Below are 14,723 nucleotides of genomic sequence, written 5' to 3'. Positions count from 1 at the left end.
CTGTCCGGCGTGACCGACGAGCCCTTCCGTATCGCCCTGCTCATCGACGCCGACAACGCGCCTGCCGCGAAGATCGACGCGATCTTGAACGACCTGGCCGAATACGGCGAGGTGACGATCCGGCGGGCCTACGGCAACTGGACGAAGCCCGAGCTCAAGGGGTGGATCGGGGAGCTGCATGATGCGGCCATCCGGCCGATGCAGCAGTTCGACCTGACCGCCCACAAGAACGCCTCCGACATGGCGCTCGCGATCGATGCGGTCGAGCTGCTCCACGCGGCCGTCCCGGACGCGTTCGCGCTGGTCTCCTCCGATTCCGACTTCACTCCGCTGGTGCACTATCTGCGGGAGAAGGGGCGGGCGGTCTACGGTTACGGCCGGGAGAAGACCCCGGCGCCGTTCAAGAGCGCCTGCACCCGGTTCACCGTCGTGGAGAAGCTCGGCGACTCCGAGGAGGAGACCGATGCCGAGGCCGGTGCCGCGCCGGCCCGCAAGCAGTCCTCCGGCGCGACGACCGGCCAGCTGCTCAAGCGCAACGCCAGGCTGATCCAGCTGCTGCGCAACTCGATCGCCGCGGCTGCCGACGACGACGGCTGGGCCCTGGTCGGCACCGTCGTCTCCCGCATCCGCAACCAGTCCTCCGAGGATCCCCGCAACTACGGGTACGCCACCTGGACCAAGCTCATCAAGGCGATCGACCTGTTCGAGCTCAAGGACGAGGGCACCTCGGCGATCGCGGTCAGCGACAAGCGCACCCGGAAGTGACGTACGTCTGCTAGCCGCTCGCCGGGCGGGTGCAGCGGATGCCCTTCGGCACCGATCCGTGGAGGTGCTTCAGTGCGGACTTGAAGTCGCGACAGCGCTCGGCATCCTCGGACTTGTTGCGGGGATAGCCGATCGCGGCGTTGACCCTGCCCATGTCGAGGGCGTCGGCGAGCGGGTTGATGTCGCGGGCGACGGTCCAGTACCACCGGGAGATCGGGGCGCTGTGGTCCAGCGACCGCGCCAGCTCGGGGCGACGACGCAGGTCGATCCCGAAGTAGGCGCCCGCATCGGCGTAGTTGGCCTCGCCGGTCAGCTGGATGTAGCCGCGGCCGGTGTACTTCCGCTTGTCACCACCCTTGGCGTCGTGGCGGAACGAGCTCTCGTTGGCGAGCGTGGTCAGGTAGGCGGCCTGCCGGTAGGCGGTGGTGATCTGGCCCTCGGCCATCGCCCGGTTGAGGCTCGGCAGCCCGGTCTCGACGGCCCTGCGGTCACCGACCTTCTCGCCGAACATGGCGACCAGATCGGCGTACGTGACCGAGGTCCGCGCCGGTTCCGTGCCGGCCGCGGTGGCCGGGGAGAGGGCGAGAAGGGCGGCCGAGGTCGATGCTGCGACAAGGCCGAGAATCCTGTGGCGCATGGGGACAGAGTGACTGGTCGACGTCGATCCCGCAAGCAGAGCCGTCCCGGCATAGGATGGGCCCCCGAATTAGCAGAGCCTCAATCACCACACGCCGTGGCGGGGGAAGCCGGTCGAACTCCGGCGCTGACCCGCAACCGTAGGCCCAGGGCATCGGGAGCCCTGAGCGAGCCGGAGCACCTGCCGACGGGCGCGTACTGACCTGACGCTGTCGTGGAAAGCAGCGGGTCGGCCCTGGGCCTTCCCGACGAACAGCGCGGAAGGAACCATGAAGAAGACCGTCCTCGGTGGCATCGCCGCCGCCCTCGCCCTCACCTCGCTCGCCGGCTGCGGCGAGAAGACCATCGAGGAGGGGGAGAAGCCCGCCTACGACGCCAAGGTGTCGACCTCGGTGGCTGACTGGCTCGCTGCCCAGGCGCCGGATGGGGTGGCCCACAACGCGCAGTACGGCACCGACGACTTCGGGCTGAGCGCCGACATCGGGATCGCGCTGGCGGAGGTCGGCGGCTACGACGAGGAGATCGCCACGATCACCGACGCCGTGATGAAGAACAAGAAGGCTTACACCTCGCCGGGCTTCGGCACGGTCACCTCGGCCGGTGCCACCGCCAAGGCGCTCGTCCTCCAGCAGAACACCGACGCCTCCGACCCCGCTCTGCTCGAGCAGCTCGAGGGCACGGTCGCCGAGAACGGCCGTATCGCCGACAAGCTCGACCCGAAGAACAAGAAGGCGGCCGACTACTCCAACACCATCGGACAGTCGTACGCCGTGTGGGCGCTGAACAACGCGGAGAGCAAGGAGGCCGCGGCGGCAGCGGAGTTCCTGGCCGGGCAGCAGTGCGAGGAGGGCTGGTTCCGGGTCACTTTCACCGCCGACCCCAAGGCTGCCGACCAGACCTGTGACGGTGACCCGAAGGCCACCCCCGACGCCGATGCCACCGCATTCGCCTTGATCGCCCTGTCCGGGGTCGCCACTCCGGAGGCGGAGAAGGCCGTCAAGGCAGGCGTCGAGTGGCTCGAGGAGACCCAGGCCGAGGACGGGTCGTTCTCGTCCGCGACCGGCAACGTCCCCAACTCCAACACCACTGGCCTGGCCGGGTGGGCGTTCGGCCGCGCCGGCGAGACCGCTGCCGCCGAGAGCGCTGCTTCCTGGGTCGCCGACCACGTCGTGACCTGCGGCGACGACGTCGGCGCGGTGGCCTATGACGACGCCGCGCTGACCGAGGGCAACACCAAGGGCCTGACCAAGGAGTCCGAGGGGATGTACCGCCTCGCGGCCGCGCAGTCGCTGCCGTCGCTGGTCTTCCTGCCCAAGGACGCGACCACGAAGAGCTCGTGCTGATCCTGCGGTTCTCCCTGGTGGCCCTGGCGATCCTCGCCGGGGCCACCGCACCCGTCTCGCCGGCGTCCGCCCTGCCGGCGGTCGAGGCGTGCGACGGGGTCACCGTCGTCGTCGAGCCCAACGCACTGGGCGGTGAGGCCGAGGTCAGCTGTGTCCAGCCGGGGGAGGGTGACACCGGCGCCGACCTCTTCGAGCAGGCGGGGCATCCGCTCACCTACGTGACGTCGATGCCGAGCGTCGTCTGCCGTATCGATGACCGGCCGAAGGCGGCCGGATGTGCCCAGATGCCGCCTGCCGACGCGTACTGGTCGCTCTGGATCACCGACGACTCGGGGGCCTGGAGCTACGCCTCCAGAAATGTTACCGAAATCAGCGTGACCTCCGGGCAGGGTGTTGCGTTCACGTGGGTAGACGACAACGTCGTTACCGCTCCGGCGACGGTGCTAGGGGATGCTGTGGGGGCGCCCTCGAGCCCGTCGCCGGAGCCATCTGCGGAAGGATCGTCCTCCGCAGACGACTCCGAGCCGACCTCCGAGACCGGGCAGCTGCCCGTCTGGGTCGCGCCGTCCGGGATCATCGCCCTCTTCGCCGTCGCCGGTGTGCTGTGGTGGCGTCGGCGATGACGACAGTGATCCATCGGGCCGCTGTGGCGCGCCTGCCGCGTGACCTGCACCCGGTCGCCTGGTGGGTGTGGGCGATCGGCATGGCGGCGTACGCCTCCTTCACCACCAACCCCCTGCTGCTCCTGCTGCTGGTGGGGGTGGTGTCGGTCGTGGTCGCCGCACGGCGCGGCGACCACCCGTGGGCGAGGTCCTTCCGGCTCTACGTCGGTCTCGCGCTGTTCATCGTCGTGACCCGGGTGCTCTTCCGGGTGCTCCTGGGTGCTGTGCCCGGGCACGTGCTCATCGACCTGCCCGAGATCCCGCTCCCCGAGTGGGTGCTGGGGATCAGGCTGCTCGGGCCGCTCACCCGCGAAGCGCTGCTGGCCGGCCTCTACGACGGGATGCGGCTGGGCGCGATCGTGATCTGCGTCGGCGCCGCCAACTCGCTGGCGAACCCGAAGCGCCTGCTGCGCTCGCTGCCCCCGGCCCTCTACGAGGTCGGCACCGCGGTCGTCGTCGCGGTGACCGTGCTGCCGCAGCTGGCCGAGTCGGTGCAGCGGGTGCGCGCCGCGCAACGACTGCGCGCGGGCGCGACCGGGAGGGTCAAGCGGCTGCGCCGATTCCTCGTCCCGGTGCTCGAGGACGCTCTGGAGCGGTCGATGGCGCTCGCGGCCGGGATGGACACCCGCGGCTACGGACGTACGGCCGGAATCCCGATCGCCACCAGGCGGGTCACCTCGGCGCTCATGCTGGTCTCGCTCGTCAGCCTCTGCGTCGGCGTCTACGCGGTGCTGGACGGCACCACTCCCGGTTGGCTGGCTGCGACGATGCTGGTGCTCGGCGCCGGCGCCGCTGCCGGAGGACTGACGCTCGCCGGGCGCCGGGTGACGCGCACCGTCTACCGGCCCGACCGCTGGCGCTGGCCGGAGATCGTGGTGGCGCTGAGCGGGATCGTCGTCGGCGCCGTCGGCTGGTGGGTCGCCCGCGAGCAGATCCCGGTCGCCTTTCCAGCGGTGAGCACCGCTCCGACCGTCACCATGGCCGCCATGGCGGGTGTGCTCATCGGCCTGGTCCCGGCCGTCGCCGCGCCGGTCCCGGCATCACTCGTTCCCGAGGAGGCAGCGGCATGATCGAGCTGCGAAGGATCACCTTCACCCCGCCCGACTCCTCCGAGCACGTGCTCAAGGACGTCGACCTCACCATCGAGGAGGGCGAGCTGCTGCTCGTCTCCGGCCCGACCGGCTCCGGGAAGTCCACTCTGCTCGGTGTCCTCGCCGGCCTGGTGCCGCGCTTCTCCGGGGGCGCACTGGAGGGTGACCTGCTGCTGGACGGCGCCTCGATCATCCGTACGCCGCCGCGCGAGCGAGCCGGGATCATCGGCTACGTCGGGCAGGACCCGGTGGCCGGGTTCGTCACGGACACGGTCGAAGAGGAGCTCGCCTACGGGATGGAGCAGCTCGGCCTCGCGCCCGCGACGATGCGGCGCCGGGTGGAGGAGACCCTCGACCTGCTCGGCATCGCCGAGTTGCGGCAGCGGCCGCTGCGTACGCTCTCGGGTGGGCAGCAGCAGCGCGTCGCGATCGGCTCGGTCCTCACCACCCACCCGCGCGTCGTCGTGCTCGACGAGCCGACCTCCGCCCTCGACCCGACCGCCGCCGAGGACGTGCTCGCCACCGTCACCCGGCTCGTGCACGACCTCGGCACCTCCGTCGTCCTCGCCGAGCACCGCCTCGAACGGGTCGTCCCCTTCGCCGACCGGATCGCGCTTCTCGTCGGTGACGGCTCGGTCGCCGTCGGTGACCCCGCCGAGATCTTGGAGACCTCACCCATCGTTCCCCCGCTCGTCGAGCTCGGGCGCGAGCTCGGCTGGTCGCCGCTGCCGCTGACGGTGCGGGATGCTCGGCGGAAGGCACGGGCGTTGGAACACCCGGTTGATGACCGGGCCCCTTCCCATACTTCTGGCCCGCACTCCTCTGGCAGTGCGACACCCGACAAGCGCAGGAAAGGCCTGAGAAGCTCCGGCCTCACCGTCACCCGAGGACGTACGCCGGTCCTGCACGACGTCTCGATCGAGCTGCCCGCGGGGCGGGTGACGGCGCTGATGGGACGCAACGGCTCGGGCAAGTCGACGTTGCTGTGGACGCTGCAAGGGACCCAGAAGCGGCTGGCCGGATCGGTCGACGTGGACGGCAGGGATCCGGCGGCTCTCGACCCCGAGGCCCGACGCACCCTGGTCGGGCTGCTCCCGCAGACCGCGGCGGACCTGCTCTACCTGGAGACGGTGGCCGAGGAGTGTGATGCCGGCGGGCCGCGGACGAGGGAGATCCTGGACAGCCTCGTCCCGGGCATCCCCGACGACCAGCACCCGCGCGACCTCTCCGAGGGCCAGCGTCTCGCGCTGGCGCTGTCCTTGATCCTGAGCGCCGACCCGCCGGTCGTGCTCCTCGACGAGCCCACCCGTGGACTCGACTACGCCGCCAAGCATGCGCTGTCCGAGATCCTTCGCGAGCTCACCGCGGCGGGCAAGGCCGTCCTGGTGGCGACCCACGACGTGGAGTTCGTCGCCGAGGCCGCCGACGACGTGGTGGTGCTCGCAGACGGCGACATCGTCTCTTCCGGCGACGTACGCAGCGTCACCGCCGAGTCGCCCGCCTTCGCGCCCCAGGTGAGCAAGGTCTTCGGTCCGGGCTGGCTCAACGTGCGCGAGATCGTCGAGGCGGTGGGGGAGACATGATCAGGTTCTCACCGCGGACTGCCGTCCTGCTCGCGATCATCTCTCTCGCCGGGCTGATGATGTTCGCCTGGCCGCTGCTGCTCCACGGCTACGAACGGGTCCAGCCGCCGTTCATCTTCCTCGCGCTGCTGCCGCTGATGCTGGTGGTGCTGCTGAGCGAGCTCTCCGCGGGCGGGATCGACACCCGGATGATCGCGGTCCTGGGCGTGCTCAGCGCGATCGAGGCCGTCCTCCGCGCCATCTCCGCCGGCACCGGCGGGGTGGAGCTGGTCTTCTTCATGCTCATCCTCGGCGGCCGCGTCTTCGGCCCCGCCTTCGGCTTCGTGCTGGGCTGCACGAGCCTGTTCGTCGCTGCGCTCGTCACCGCCGGCGTCGGCCCGTGGCTGCCCTACCAGATGCTCGGCGCTGCCTGGGTCGCGATGGGAGCCGGGTTGCTGCCGCGCGCGAGCGGCCGGCGGGAGATCGGGCTGCTCGCGGCGTACGGGATCTTCGCCTCCTACGCCTACGGCCTCCTCCTCAATCTGCAGGGCTGGCCGTTGCTCACCGGGGTCACGGTCCCCGGCGGGAGCGGCAACCTCTCCTACGATCCCGACGCCGCGGTCGGCGAGAACCTGGCGACGTTCCTGCGCTACACCCTGATCACCTCGACCAGCAGCTGGGACACCGTCCGCGCGATCACCACGGCCATCGCCATCGCCCTCCTCGGCCCGGCCGTCCTCGCCACCCTCCGCCGAGCCGCCCGCCGAGCCATGATCACCCCCGCCGAGCCGTCACTCCCGTCGGCCGAGCCGTCACTGCGGTCGGCCGAGTAGTCGCTCCGGTCGGCCGAGGCGCTGGGCCGGCGCCGCACGTGTAACACGTCGTTCGTAGCACTATCCGGTCGTTCAGATAGGGCGAGTAGTACTACGAACGACGTGTTACAGCTCGCCACGGCGCCCCAGGTGACCATTCGGCCGACGCGCCCGACGCCTCGGCCGACCGGGGTGACCCCTCGGCGTGGGTCAGGCTCGCTGGTGCTCGGCGACGCGAGCGAGGAAGCCGAGCAGCAGCTGGTGGACGCGCTCGGGCTGCTCCATCTGTACGAAGTGGGTGCCGTCGAGCTCGACGAAGGTGCTGTTCCTGACCCCGGCGGCGACCCGCGACATGTGGCGTGCACCGGCGATGAGGTCCCGGGTGCCGGCGACGAGAACGACCGGCACCTTGATCCGGCGCAGCGAGACCGAGCGGCGCTGAGAGGTGCGCAGCGCGAGATGGAAGTACCACTCGACCGGCGTCGTCATGAACTCGGCCAGAGCCGCTGCGGCGAGCTCGGGGTCGGGGACCTTGCCGATGAGACCGGCCCTCGAGAACATCTCGATCGCCCGGGGCCCGAGCTCGAGTCGAGACGCGACCGGGGTGAGGAGGGACCCGGTGCGATGCAGCACCTTCGAGGCGGTGCGGGTGAGGATCCCGGCCGCGGGTGCCGGCAGCCGCAGCGGTCCCAGCATCGACTTGAAGGTGTCGCCGGGCACCCCGGCGACCCCGAAGATGCCCGACACTCGCTCAGGGTGGTCCGCGGCCAGCTCGAAGGCGGTGTTGACGCCGATCGACCAGCCCATCACGACGGTCCGGGAGAGCGCGAACGCGTCCATCACGGAGAGCGCGTCCTCGGCGAACTGGCGAGAGGTCGTCTGCTCCGGGTCGGTGGGACGAGCCGATCCGGAGGTGCCGCGATGCTGCCACGAGACGACACGTACGCCGCACGAGGTGTGCAGCAGCGCCGGCCAGTTCCACGGGCTGGTGCCGAGGCCGTTGCACAGCAGGACCGTCGGTCCGTCGATGACGCCCTCGGGGTCGTTGGTCCAGGCGCGGAGCAGCGTGCCGTCGTCGGAGAGCACGTCACGGAACGCCACCGTCGACTCCGCGATCGCTCTCGGCACCGTCATGCCGCCGCCTTCGTCATGCAGGCATTCTCTCCGATGCGAGCAGCTGGAGATAGTGCTCGACGTCCTCGCGCTCCGCACGCCGCAGCAGGAGTGCCTCCTCGGCGGCCTTCGCGTTGTGCCGGGCGGCGAGCTGCGAGGCCACCGGCCAGGCGATCAACAGCTGGAGCGGCCTCAGGAACGGGCCCGCCATCCTCCCCGCGGTGCGTGCGGCGAAGAGCACGGCGACCTGGGCGGCGGCAGCGGTGGGTACGGGGGCGAGGATCGTCGACAACGGAGCAACTCCAGAGACAGGCGAGGGACCGAGCGGAGAGTGGGGGAGTTGTCACCAAACTGTAGTGACCGAAACATTCGGAGTCAGTGACGTTCCGGTGTCGCTCGTGTGAAACGCCGCACTATCTCGCGCGACGAAGCCGGTACGTCACGCCGGGGTCGACTCCGCCGGGACGTGATGCTCCGGCTTCCCTGTGCGGGTCGCTCCCGCGGAGGCGACGACGACGCACGCGATGGCCAACCACTGCAGGACCGAGAGCCCCTCGTGGAGGATCAGGATCGCGGCCAGCGCGCCCGCCGCCGGCTCCAGCGACATCAGGATCGCGTAGAGCCCCGACTTGATCGAACGCAGCGCGACGAGATCGAGGGAGTAGGGCACCACCGAGGACATCAGCCCGACCATCAGCCCCACCAGCCATACGTGCGGAGACCCGAGCCCGTCGGCGTACGCCATCGCCGCAGGCGTCAGCGCCACAGCCGCGACCGTGGAGGCCAGGGCGAGCCCGTCGAGCCCCTCCCACCGTGCCCCGGTCGCCTTCGACAGCATGATGTACGCAGCCCAGCCGGCCCCCGCGAGCAACGCGAACAGCACGCCTGCGACCGAGATCGGGCCGGGTTCGAGCCCGAGCAGCACCACCCCGGCGGCCGCCAGCGCGACCCAGACCAGGTCGCGTGCCCGTCGCGAGGTGACCAGTGCGATCGTGAGCGGGCCGATGAACTCGATGGTGACCGCGATCCCGATCGGGAGGCGCGCGAAGGCCTGGTAGATCGCCCAGTTCATCAGCCCGAGTGAGGCGCCGAAGGCGAACACGACCATCCAGTCGCGCCGTGCCAGACCCCGGATCCGGGGCCGGGTGATCGCCAGCAGGATCAGCGCCGAGAGCGACAGCCGCAGCCACACCATCGCGGTGGGGGTGACCTCGTCGAAGAGCGACTTCGCGAACGTCGCACCGACCTGGACCGACGCGATCCCGATCAGAACCAGGACGACCGGGTGGGCCAGCCTCGCCCTGAGAGAGGAAGACGCTGTGACCACCCGGTCAGTCTAGGACCATGTGAAGCCCGGCTATTCAGCCGAGTCCGACTGCGAGATGTTGGAGAGGTTGGCGGCCTTGTTGGCCTCCTCCGCGAGCCGCTCGGAGCCCCTCGGAGCGTCGTGGGGCACCATCGGGTGGTCCGTGCCCCGGGCGGCCGTTCCCTCGATGTGCTCCTGCTCGTAGACCTCCGGCGGGATGGGGGTCGGTACGGTCGCGGTGATCTTCGACCCGTCGGACCGCACGCCGCCGTGCGGCTCCTCGTCGAGGTGGGTGCCGATCCGCGGCCCCTGGTCGGCGAGCGGCACGACGACCGGCGAGCCCTTCGAGACGACGTACTCCTCCCCGCGGACGCTGATCGGGATGTCGAACTCCTCGCCCGGGGTGTCCACGACCGTGAACACGATCTGGTCCCGGGTCACCGCGACCTGCATCCGGGTCGAGTGCCACTGGACCCGGAAGATCAGTGATCCCCACTGGTCCGGCAGTCGCGGGTCGAAGGAGAGCTTGCCGTCGTAGTCGCGCATCCCGCCGAAGCCGAACGCGAGCCCGCCCCACACGCCGCCGGTCGAGGCGATGTGCATGCCGTCCACGGTGTTGCCGTGCATGTTGTGCAGGTCGACGTAGAGCGCATCGTAGAAGTAGCGCAGCGCGTCGTCGTGGTAGCCGACCTCGGCCGCCACGATCGACTGCACGACCGCCGACAGCGTCGAGTCGCCGGTCGTGATCGGGTCGTAGTACTCGAAGTCGGCGCGCTTCTGCTCAGGCGTGAACCGGTTGCCCTGCTGGAAGAGGGCGAGCACCACGTCGGTCTGCTTGAGCACCTGGAACCGGTAGATGACCAGCGGGTGGTAGTGCAGCAGCAGGGGACGTACCTCGTCGGGGGTGTTGGGCAGGTCCCACACCTCGCGGTCGAGGAAGTTGTCGTCCTGCGGGTGGATGCCGAGGCCCTCGTCGTAGGGGATGTGCATCGCGGCAGCGCAGCGAGCCCACTCCTCGACCTCGTCGGGGGAGATGTCGAGGCGGCCGACGACCTGCGCATGCTCGCGCGGATGGTCCGCCCGCAGCATCTCCATGGTCTCGACGGCCTTCTCCAGGTTGTAGCGGGCCATCACGTTGGTGAACAGGTTGTTGTTGACCACCGTGGTGTATTCGTCCGGCCCGGTCACACCGTGGATGTGGAAGGACGGCTCGCCGTTGTGGCGCCAGAAGCCCAGGTCGGCCCACATCCGCGCGGTCTCGACCAGGATGTCGACGCCCTCGCGGATGAGGTAGCCGGTGTCGCCGGTCGCGTAGACGTACTTCATCAGCGCGTAGGCGATGTCGGCGTCGATGTGCACCTGTGCGGTGCCGGCCGCGTAGTAGGCCGAAGCCTCCTGCCCGTTGATGGTGCGCCACGCGAACAGCGCGCCCTTCGCCGCCATCTCCAGCGCGCGCTGCCGGGCGGCTGGAAGCATCACCGAGCGGGCGTGCATCACGTTGCGAGCGACCTCGGGCTGGGTGTAGCAGAGGAACGGGACGACGTAGCACTCCGTGTCCCAGAAGTAGTGCCCCTCGTAGCCGGACCCGGTGACACCCTTCGCGGGCACGCCGAGCCCGTCGGTGCGGGCGGTCGCCTGTGCCAGCGAGAAGAGGTTGAACCGGATCGCCTGCTGGGCCGCGGCGATGTCCTCGTCGTCCTCCGCGCGGGCGGCGGAGATCTCGACGTCGGCGGCCGACCAGAACTCGTCGTACCAGGTGCGCTGGTCGCGCTCGAAGTGGCCGACGCCCAGCCGGATCGCCCGGTCCAGCGTACGTCCGCAGCGGTCGGCCAGCTCGCGCACCGGAACCCCGCGCGAGGTGTGGTAGGCCACGGTCTTCTGCATCCGCAGCGTGCTGCCCTCGGTCGCATCGACCCGGAAGACCGTCTTGGCGAGGTCGTCCTCGGCACGGACGACGGTCTCGACCGGGTCCGGGGTGTCGATCTGGTGGGCGGCGCTGACGGCGATCGTCATCCCGGAGTTGGTGCACCGGTAGCCGAGGGTCATCTGCTCCTCGTCGGCGACCGACATCTGCGGGATCAGGACGCGGGTGTCGAACGCGGAGGCCTTGCGCGGGTCCATGCCCTCGCCGAGGGCCGCGGCCGGCACGTGGTATTCGTCCTTGCCGTCCTGCCGGTTGAGCAGCTGGGAGGAGATCACGATCGGCGCCGAGCCGCTCAGCATCGTGATCTCCAGCGTCTGGATCGAGAGGTGGCGCTGCGTCATCGACACCATCCGGGTCGAGTCGATCGCGACCCGCTTGCCCGACGGCGTACGCCACACCAGGTGTCGCCGCAGCACGCCCTCGCGGAAGTCGAGCACCCGCTCGTACTCCTCCAGGTCGGAGGTGCCGAAGGTCAGCGGCTCGTCGTCGACGTAGATCTTCATGATCTTGGCGTCGGGGGCGTTGACGATCGTCTGGCCGGTCTTGGCGAAACCGTAGGCGTTCTCGGCGTGGCGGATGGGCCAGGTCTCGTGGAACCCGTTGATGAAGGTGCCGTGCGCATAGGTCGGCCGCCCCTCCTCGGGGGTGCCGCGCATGCCGAGATAGCCGTTGGCGACGCTGAAGATCGTCTCAGTCAGGCCGAGGTCGTCAGGCGAGTAGCTGGTCTCCACCAGCCGCCACGGGTCGATGGGGTAACGGGCCCGGTCCAAGGGGTTCGGGCCGACGTTGGTCTTCACTGCTGTGCTCCTCGAGCAGGGCTGTGTTGGTCAGGACTGTGCGGATCAGGGATGAGTTCGTCGAGGTCGGACACGACAAGGCCGGCGCCTGCGGCCGTGAGGGTGTCGTGGCCTGCGCCACGGTCCACCCCGACGACGAGCGCGAAATCTCCTGCCTTGCCGGCGCGCACCCCGGAGACGGCGTCCTCGAGGACGACGGCTTCGCTCGGGGTGGCTCCGAGGACCTTACCGGCGTAGACAAAGGTGTCGGGTGCAGGCTTGCCGGGCAGGCCCTGCTCATCTGCGACGGCTCCCGACACGACGGTCTCGAACCGGTCCAGCAGCCCCGCCGCCTTCAGCACCGTGGGAGCGTTGACCGACGACGAGACCACGCCGAGCCGGACATCGAGCGTAGCCAGATAGTCCAAGAACCTCACCGAGCCGGGGTAGGCCTCCACCCCGTCCCGCTCGAGCACCAGGTTGAACGCGTTGTTCTTCCGGTTGCCGAGACCGCAGACGGTCTCCAGCTCCGGCGCGTCCTCCGGGGTGCCCTCGGGAAGGCGGATGTCGCGCGAGGCGAGGAAGTCCCGCACGCCGTCGTAGCGCGGCTTGCCGTCGACGTACGCGAAGTAGTCCTGGTCGGTGTAGGCCGGCGCCCCCGGGGTCTTCTCCTGCAGGTAGGCGTTGAACATCTCCTCCCATGCGCGCATGTGCACGACCGCGGTCGGTGTGATCACGCCGTCGAGGTCGAAGAGGATCGCGGTGAACGTCTCCCAGGCAACAGGTCTGGTCATGACTTCAGGCTAGGGGCTGGGTCGTCCAGGTCGAAGAACCCGCGCCCGAGGGATACCGCAGACGTGGGCCGTTTCATGCGCGTTCTTTCGCCGAAAATCTCCTGGCCACACGGGGCGTGCGGGTGGATGCTGGAAGACATGGGTACGCAGCTGCTGGTCGGGACCCGGAAGGGTCTGTGGATAGGGCGCTCTGACGACGCCCGGCAGGACTGGGACTTCACCGGTCCGCACCATGACATGGAGGAGATCTACTCCGCCATGATCGAGCCCGGGACCGGGCGAGTCCTTGCCGGATGCTCCTCGCTGTGGCTGGGCGCGCTGGTGCGCGCCTCCGCCGATGGTGGTGAGACCTGGACCGAGACCTCGATGTCGTTCCCCGAGGACGTCGATGCGAGCCTGGCCCGGGTCTGGCAGCTCCAGCCGGGGCTGCCGGAAGGCACGATCTGGGCCGGTGTCGAGCCCGGTGCGATCTTCCGCTCCACGGATGCGGGCAAGAGCTTCGAGCTCGTCCGCGGCCTGTGGGATCACCCGCACCGCACCGAGTGGAACGAAGGGTTCGGAGGTCAGGCCTTCCACACGATCCTGCCGCACCCCACCGACCCCGACTCGGTGACCGCCGCGATCTCGACCGGCGGCGTCTACCAGACCCGCGACGGCGGGGAGACCTGGGAGGCGCGCAACAACGGCATCATCGCGGTCTTCCTTCCCGAGGGGCAGCAATACCCGGAGTTCGGCCAGTGCGTGCACAAGGTCGCGCGCCACCCGTCCCGCCCCGAGCGGCTCTACCTGCAGAACCACGGTGGCGTCTACCGCTCCGACGACGAAGGTCTGTCCTGGAAGTCGATCGCCGACGGCCTGCCCACCGACTTCGGCTTCGCCATGGTCGTCCACCCGCAGGAGCCCGACACGATCTACACCTTCCCGATCGGCGCCGGCGAGTCCCGCTACCCACCGGAGGCCAAGCCGATCGTGTGGCGCTCCCGCGATGCCGGCGACCACTGGGAGCCGCTCACCAGCGGCCTGCCGGACCAGTTCTACGTCGGCGTCATGCGCGACGCGATGTGCGCCGACGACCACGAGACCGCAGGTGTCTACTTCGGCGCCCGCAACGGCTCGGTCTGGGCCTCCGCCGACGCCGGCGAGAGCTGGCGCGAGATCCTCCGCGACATCCCCGACGTGATGGTGGTGCGAGCCGCCAAGGTCTGATCAGTCGGTCACGGGGTCGTGGACCGTGAACCCGAGGAGTTCGGCGACCTTACGCATGTTGCTGTCGTGCGTGGCGACCGTGACGTTCTCGGTCCCGACGCGCAGCGCGGACGCCAGGTGGATCGCGTCCAATGACTTGATGTGAGGTTCGATCGCTCTGGCCTCGTCGACGAGGACGTCGTCGATGGTCAGCAATGTGAGCTCATCGACGAAGTCATCGACGATGGAGACAGGGAGCTGATCGCGGCGAAGCACTCGGGTCATCTCGAGGTGGAGCAGGCGCGAGGAGATGAAGACGTCGCCGTCGTCGCAGCGCTCGTCATACCAGTCCGCGGCGGCTTGGCTGTGTCCGAGCAGGGCGCGGAGCGCGACGGACGAGTCCAGGTACCACGTCTGCTCAGAGGTCGATGTCACTGTTGACCTCGTCGAGGATGTCATCGAGATCGCCGGAGAGTGCGACCGCGGGACGGCCCGAGAGGCGCCTGTGCGGTCGTTTCGGGGGAGTCGCCAGCCCGGCGTTGATCAGCGCCTCCACCGGGTTGTCTGAGCCCTGGACCTCGGGCACGAGGCGAAGCACCGCGCGACCCCGGTTGGTCACCCGGAACGATTCGCCGTCCTCGATGACGGCTCGGGTCACCGCGGAGATCCGCTGGTTCAGCTCGGTCATCGTGATCGTCTTCATGAGTCGAATCTAGCATGTAGATGCTAGAAAGTCCGCCGGTCTGATTCTCCT

At 69.6% G+C, this 14,723-nt stretch carries 15 protein-coding genes; 7 read left to right on the top strand and 8 right to left on the bottom strand.

Features of this window, described 5'->3' with window-relative positions; genetic code table 11:
* Positions 1 to 9 precede the first annotated feature (9 nt).
* The gene (locus WBG06_RS21910) at positions 10 to 765 is read left to right on the top strand and encodes an NYN domain-containing protein (protein WP_336739227.1); all 756 of its coding nucleotides are present in this window, start codon (positions 10 to 12) and stop codon (positions 763 to 765) included.
* Between the two features lie 10 nt (positions 766 to 775).
* On the opposite strand, the gene WBG06_RS21905 is transcribed toward WBG06_RS21910, so the two are convergent.
* Positions 776 to 1,402 (bottom strand): glycoside hydrolase family 19 protein, encoded by a 627-nt coding sequence (locus tag WBG06_RS21905; protein WP_336739226.1) that lies wholly within the window; start codon positions 1,400 to 1,402, stop codon positions 776 to 778.
* Positions 1,403 to 1,670: 268 nt separating this feature from the next.
* Here WBG06_RS21905 and WBG06_RS21900 point away from each other — a divergent pair, with 268 nt between their 5' ends.
* Genes WBG06_RS21900 through WBG06_RS21880 form a run of 5 tightly spaced genes read left to right on the top strand, consistent with a single transcriptional unit; the run spans position 1,671 to position 6,892 of the window.
* Complete coding sequence (locus WBG06_RS21900; RefSeq protein WP_336739225.1) at positions 1,671 to 2,744, top strand: hypothetical protein; 1,074 nt, start codon at positions 1,671 to 1,673, stop codon at positions 2,742 to 2,744.
* Entirely contained in the window at positions 2,738 to 3,367 is a 630-nt protein-coding gene (locus WBG06_RS21895) for a hypothetical protein (protein WP_336739223.1), read from the top strand. Before WBG06_RS21900 ends, WBG06_RS21895 begins: the two co-directional genes overlap by 7 nt.
* A complete protein-coding gene (locus WBG06_RS21890; protein ID WP_336739221.1) occupies positions 3,364 to 4,476 on the top strand; it encodes an energy-coupling factor transporter transmembrane component T in 1,113 nt (370 codons plus the stop codon). The genes WBG06_RS21895 and WBG06_RS21890 overlap by 4 nt, the downstream gene beginning before the upstream one ends.
* On the top strand, positions 4,473 to 6,080 hold the full coding sequence (locus tag WBG06_RS21885; RefSeq protein ID WP_336739219.1) for an ABC transporter ATP-binding protein: 1,608 nt from the start codon (positions 4,473 to 4,475) through the stop codon (positions 6,078 to 6,080). The genes WBG06_RS21890 and WBG06_RS21885 overlap by 4 nt, the downstream gene beginning before the upstream one ends.
* Complete coding sequence (locus WBG06_RS21880; RefSeq protein WP_336739217.1) at positions 6,077 to 6,892, top strand: ECF transporter S component; 816 nt, start codon at positions 6,077 to 6,079, stop codon at positions 6,890 to 6,892. Before WBG06_RS21885 ends, WBG06_RS21880 begins: the two co-directional genes overlap by 4 nt.
* A gap of 189 nt (positions 6,893 to 7,081) precedes the next feature.
* On the opposite strand, the gene WBG06_RS21875 is transcribed toward WBG06_RS21880, so the two are convergent.
* The 5 genes from WBG06_RS21875 to WBG06_RS21855 form a co-directional block, all read right to left on the bottom strand.
* On the bottom strand, positions 7,082 to 8,005 hold the full coding sequence (locus WBG06_RS21875) for an alpha/beta fold hydrolase (protein WP_336739216.1): 924 nt from the start codon (positions 8,003 to 8,005) through the stop codon (positions 7,082 to 7,084).
* 13 nt (positions 8,006 to 8,018) lie between these two features.
* Complete coding sequence (locus WBG06_RS21870) at positions 8,019 to 8,276, bottom strand: hypothetical protein (RefSeq protein WP_336739215.1); 258 nt, start codon at positions 8,274 to 8,276, stop codon at positions 8,019 to 8,021.
* A 147-nt stretch (positions 8,277 to 8,423) separates the two neighbouring features.
* On the bottom strand, positions 8,424 to 9,311 hold the full coding sequence (locus tag WBG06_RS21865; RefSeq protein ID WP_336739213.1) for an EamA family transporter: 888 nt from the start codon (positions 9,309 to 9,311) through the stop codon (positions 8,424 to 8,426).
* 30 nt (positions 9,312 to 9,341) lie between these two features.
* The gene (locus WBG06_RS21860; RefSeq protein ID WP_336739211.1) at positions 9,342 to 12,011 is read right to left on the bottom strand and encodes a glycoside hydrolase family 65 protein; all 2,670 of its coding nucleotides are present in this window, start codon (positions 12,009 to 12,011) and stop codon (positions 9,342 to 9,344) included.
* Entirely contained in the window at positions 12,008 to 12,784 is a 777-nt protein-coding gene (locus WBG06_RS21855) for an HAD family hydrolase (protein ID WP_336739210.1), read from the bottom strand. Before WBG06_RS21855 ends, WBG06_RS21860 begins: the two co-directional genes overlap by 4 nt.
* A gap of 138 nt (positions 12,785 to 12,922) precedes the next feature.
* Here WBG06_RS21855 and WBG06_RS21850 point away from each other — a divergent pair, with 138 nt between their 5' ends.
* A complete protein-coding gene (locus tag WBG06_RS21850) occupies positions 12,923 to 13,990 on the top strand; it encodes a WD40/YVTN/BNR-like repeat-containing protein (protein ID WP_336739208.1) in 1,068 nt (355 codons plus the stop codon).
* Here the strand turns inward: WBG06_RS21850 and WBG06_RS21845 are convergent, their stop codons facing one another.
* Both WBG06_RS21845 and WBG06_RS21840 read right to left on the bottom strand, forming a co-directional pair.
* Positions 13,991 to 14,404, bottom strand: a complete 414-nt coding sequence (locus tag WBG06_RS21845; RefSeq protein WP_336739206.1) for a type II toxin-antitoxin system VapC family toxin — start codon at positions 14,402 to 14,404, stop codon at positions 13,991 to 13,993.
* On the bottom strand, positions 14,388 to 14,672 hold the full coding sequence (locus WBG06_RS21840) for a type II toxin-antitoxin system Phd/YefM family antitoxin (protein ID WP_336739204.1): 285 nt from the start codon (positions 14,670 to 14,672) through the stop codon (positions 14,388 to 14,390). The genes WBG06_RS21845 and WBG06_RS21840 overlap by 17 nt, the downstream gene beginning before the upstream one ends.
* Positions 14,673 to 14,723: the final 51 nt, after the last annotated feature.

The organism is Nocardioides sp. CCNWLW239 (assembly GCF_037137035.1).
Classification (GTDB): domain Bacteria; phylum Actinomycetota; class Actinomycetes; order Propionibacteriales; family Nocardioidaceae; genus Nocardioides.
This window is presented reverse-complemented; position numbering and strand designations above follow the sequence as displayed.

Excerpts from the sequence above, each read along its gene's own strand:
- WBG06_RS21905 (WP_336739226.1), bottom strand. The coding sequence starts at position 1,402 with ATGCGCCACAGGATTCTCGGCCTTGTCGCAGCATCGACCTCGGCCGCC.
- WBG06_RS21890 (WP_336739221.1), top strand. The coding sequence starts at position 3,364 with ATGACGACAGTGATCCATCGGGCCGCTGTGGCGCGCCTGCCGCGTGAC.
- WBG06_RS21840 (WP_336739204.1), bottom strand. The coding sequence starts at position 14,672 with ATGAAGACGATCACGATGACCGAGCTGAACCAGCGGATCTCCGCGGTG.
- WBG06_RS21850 (WP_336739208.1), top strand. The coding sequence starts at position 12,923 with ATGGGTACGCAGCTGCTGGTCGGGACCCGGAAGGGTCTGTGGATAGGG.
- WBG06_RS21875 (WP_336739216.1), bottom strand. The coding sequence starts at position 8,005 with ATGACGGTGCCGAGAGCGATCGCGGAGTCGACGGTGGCGTTCCGTGAC.
- WBG06_RS21855 (WP_336739210.1), bottom strand. The coding sequence starts at position 12,784 with ATGACCAGACCTGTTGCCTGGGAGACGTTCACCGCGATCCTCTTCGAC.
- WBG06_RS21900 (WP_336739225.1), top strand. The coding sequence starts at position 1,671 with ATGAAGAAGACCGTCCTCGGTGGCATCGCCGCCGCCCTCGCCCTCACC.
- WBG06_RS21880 (WP_336739217.1), top strand. The coding sequence starts at position 6,077 with ATGATCAGGTTCTCACCGCGGACTGCCGTCCTGCTCGCGATCATCTCT.
- WBG06_RS21885 (WP_336739219.1), top strand. The coding sequence starts at position 4,473 with ATGATCGAGCTGCGAAGGATCACCTTCACCCCGCCCGACTCCTCCGAG.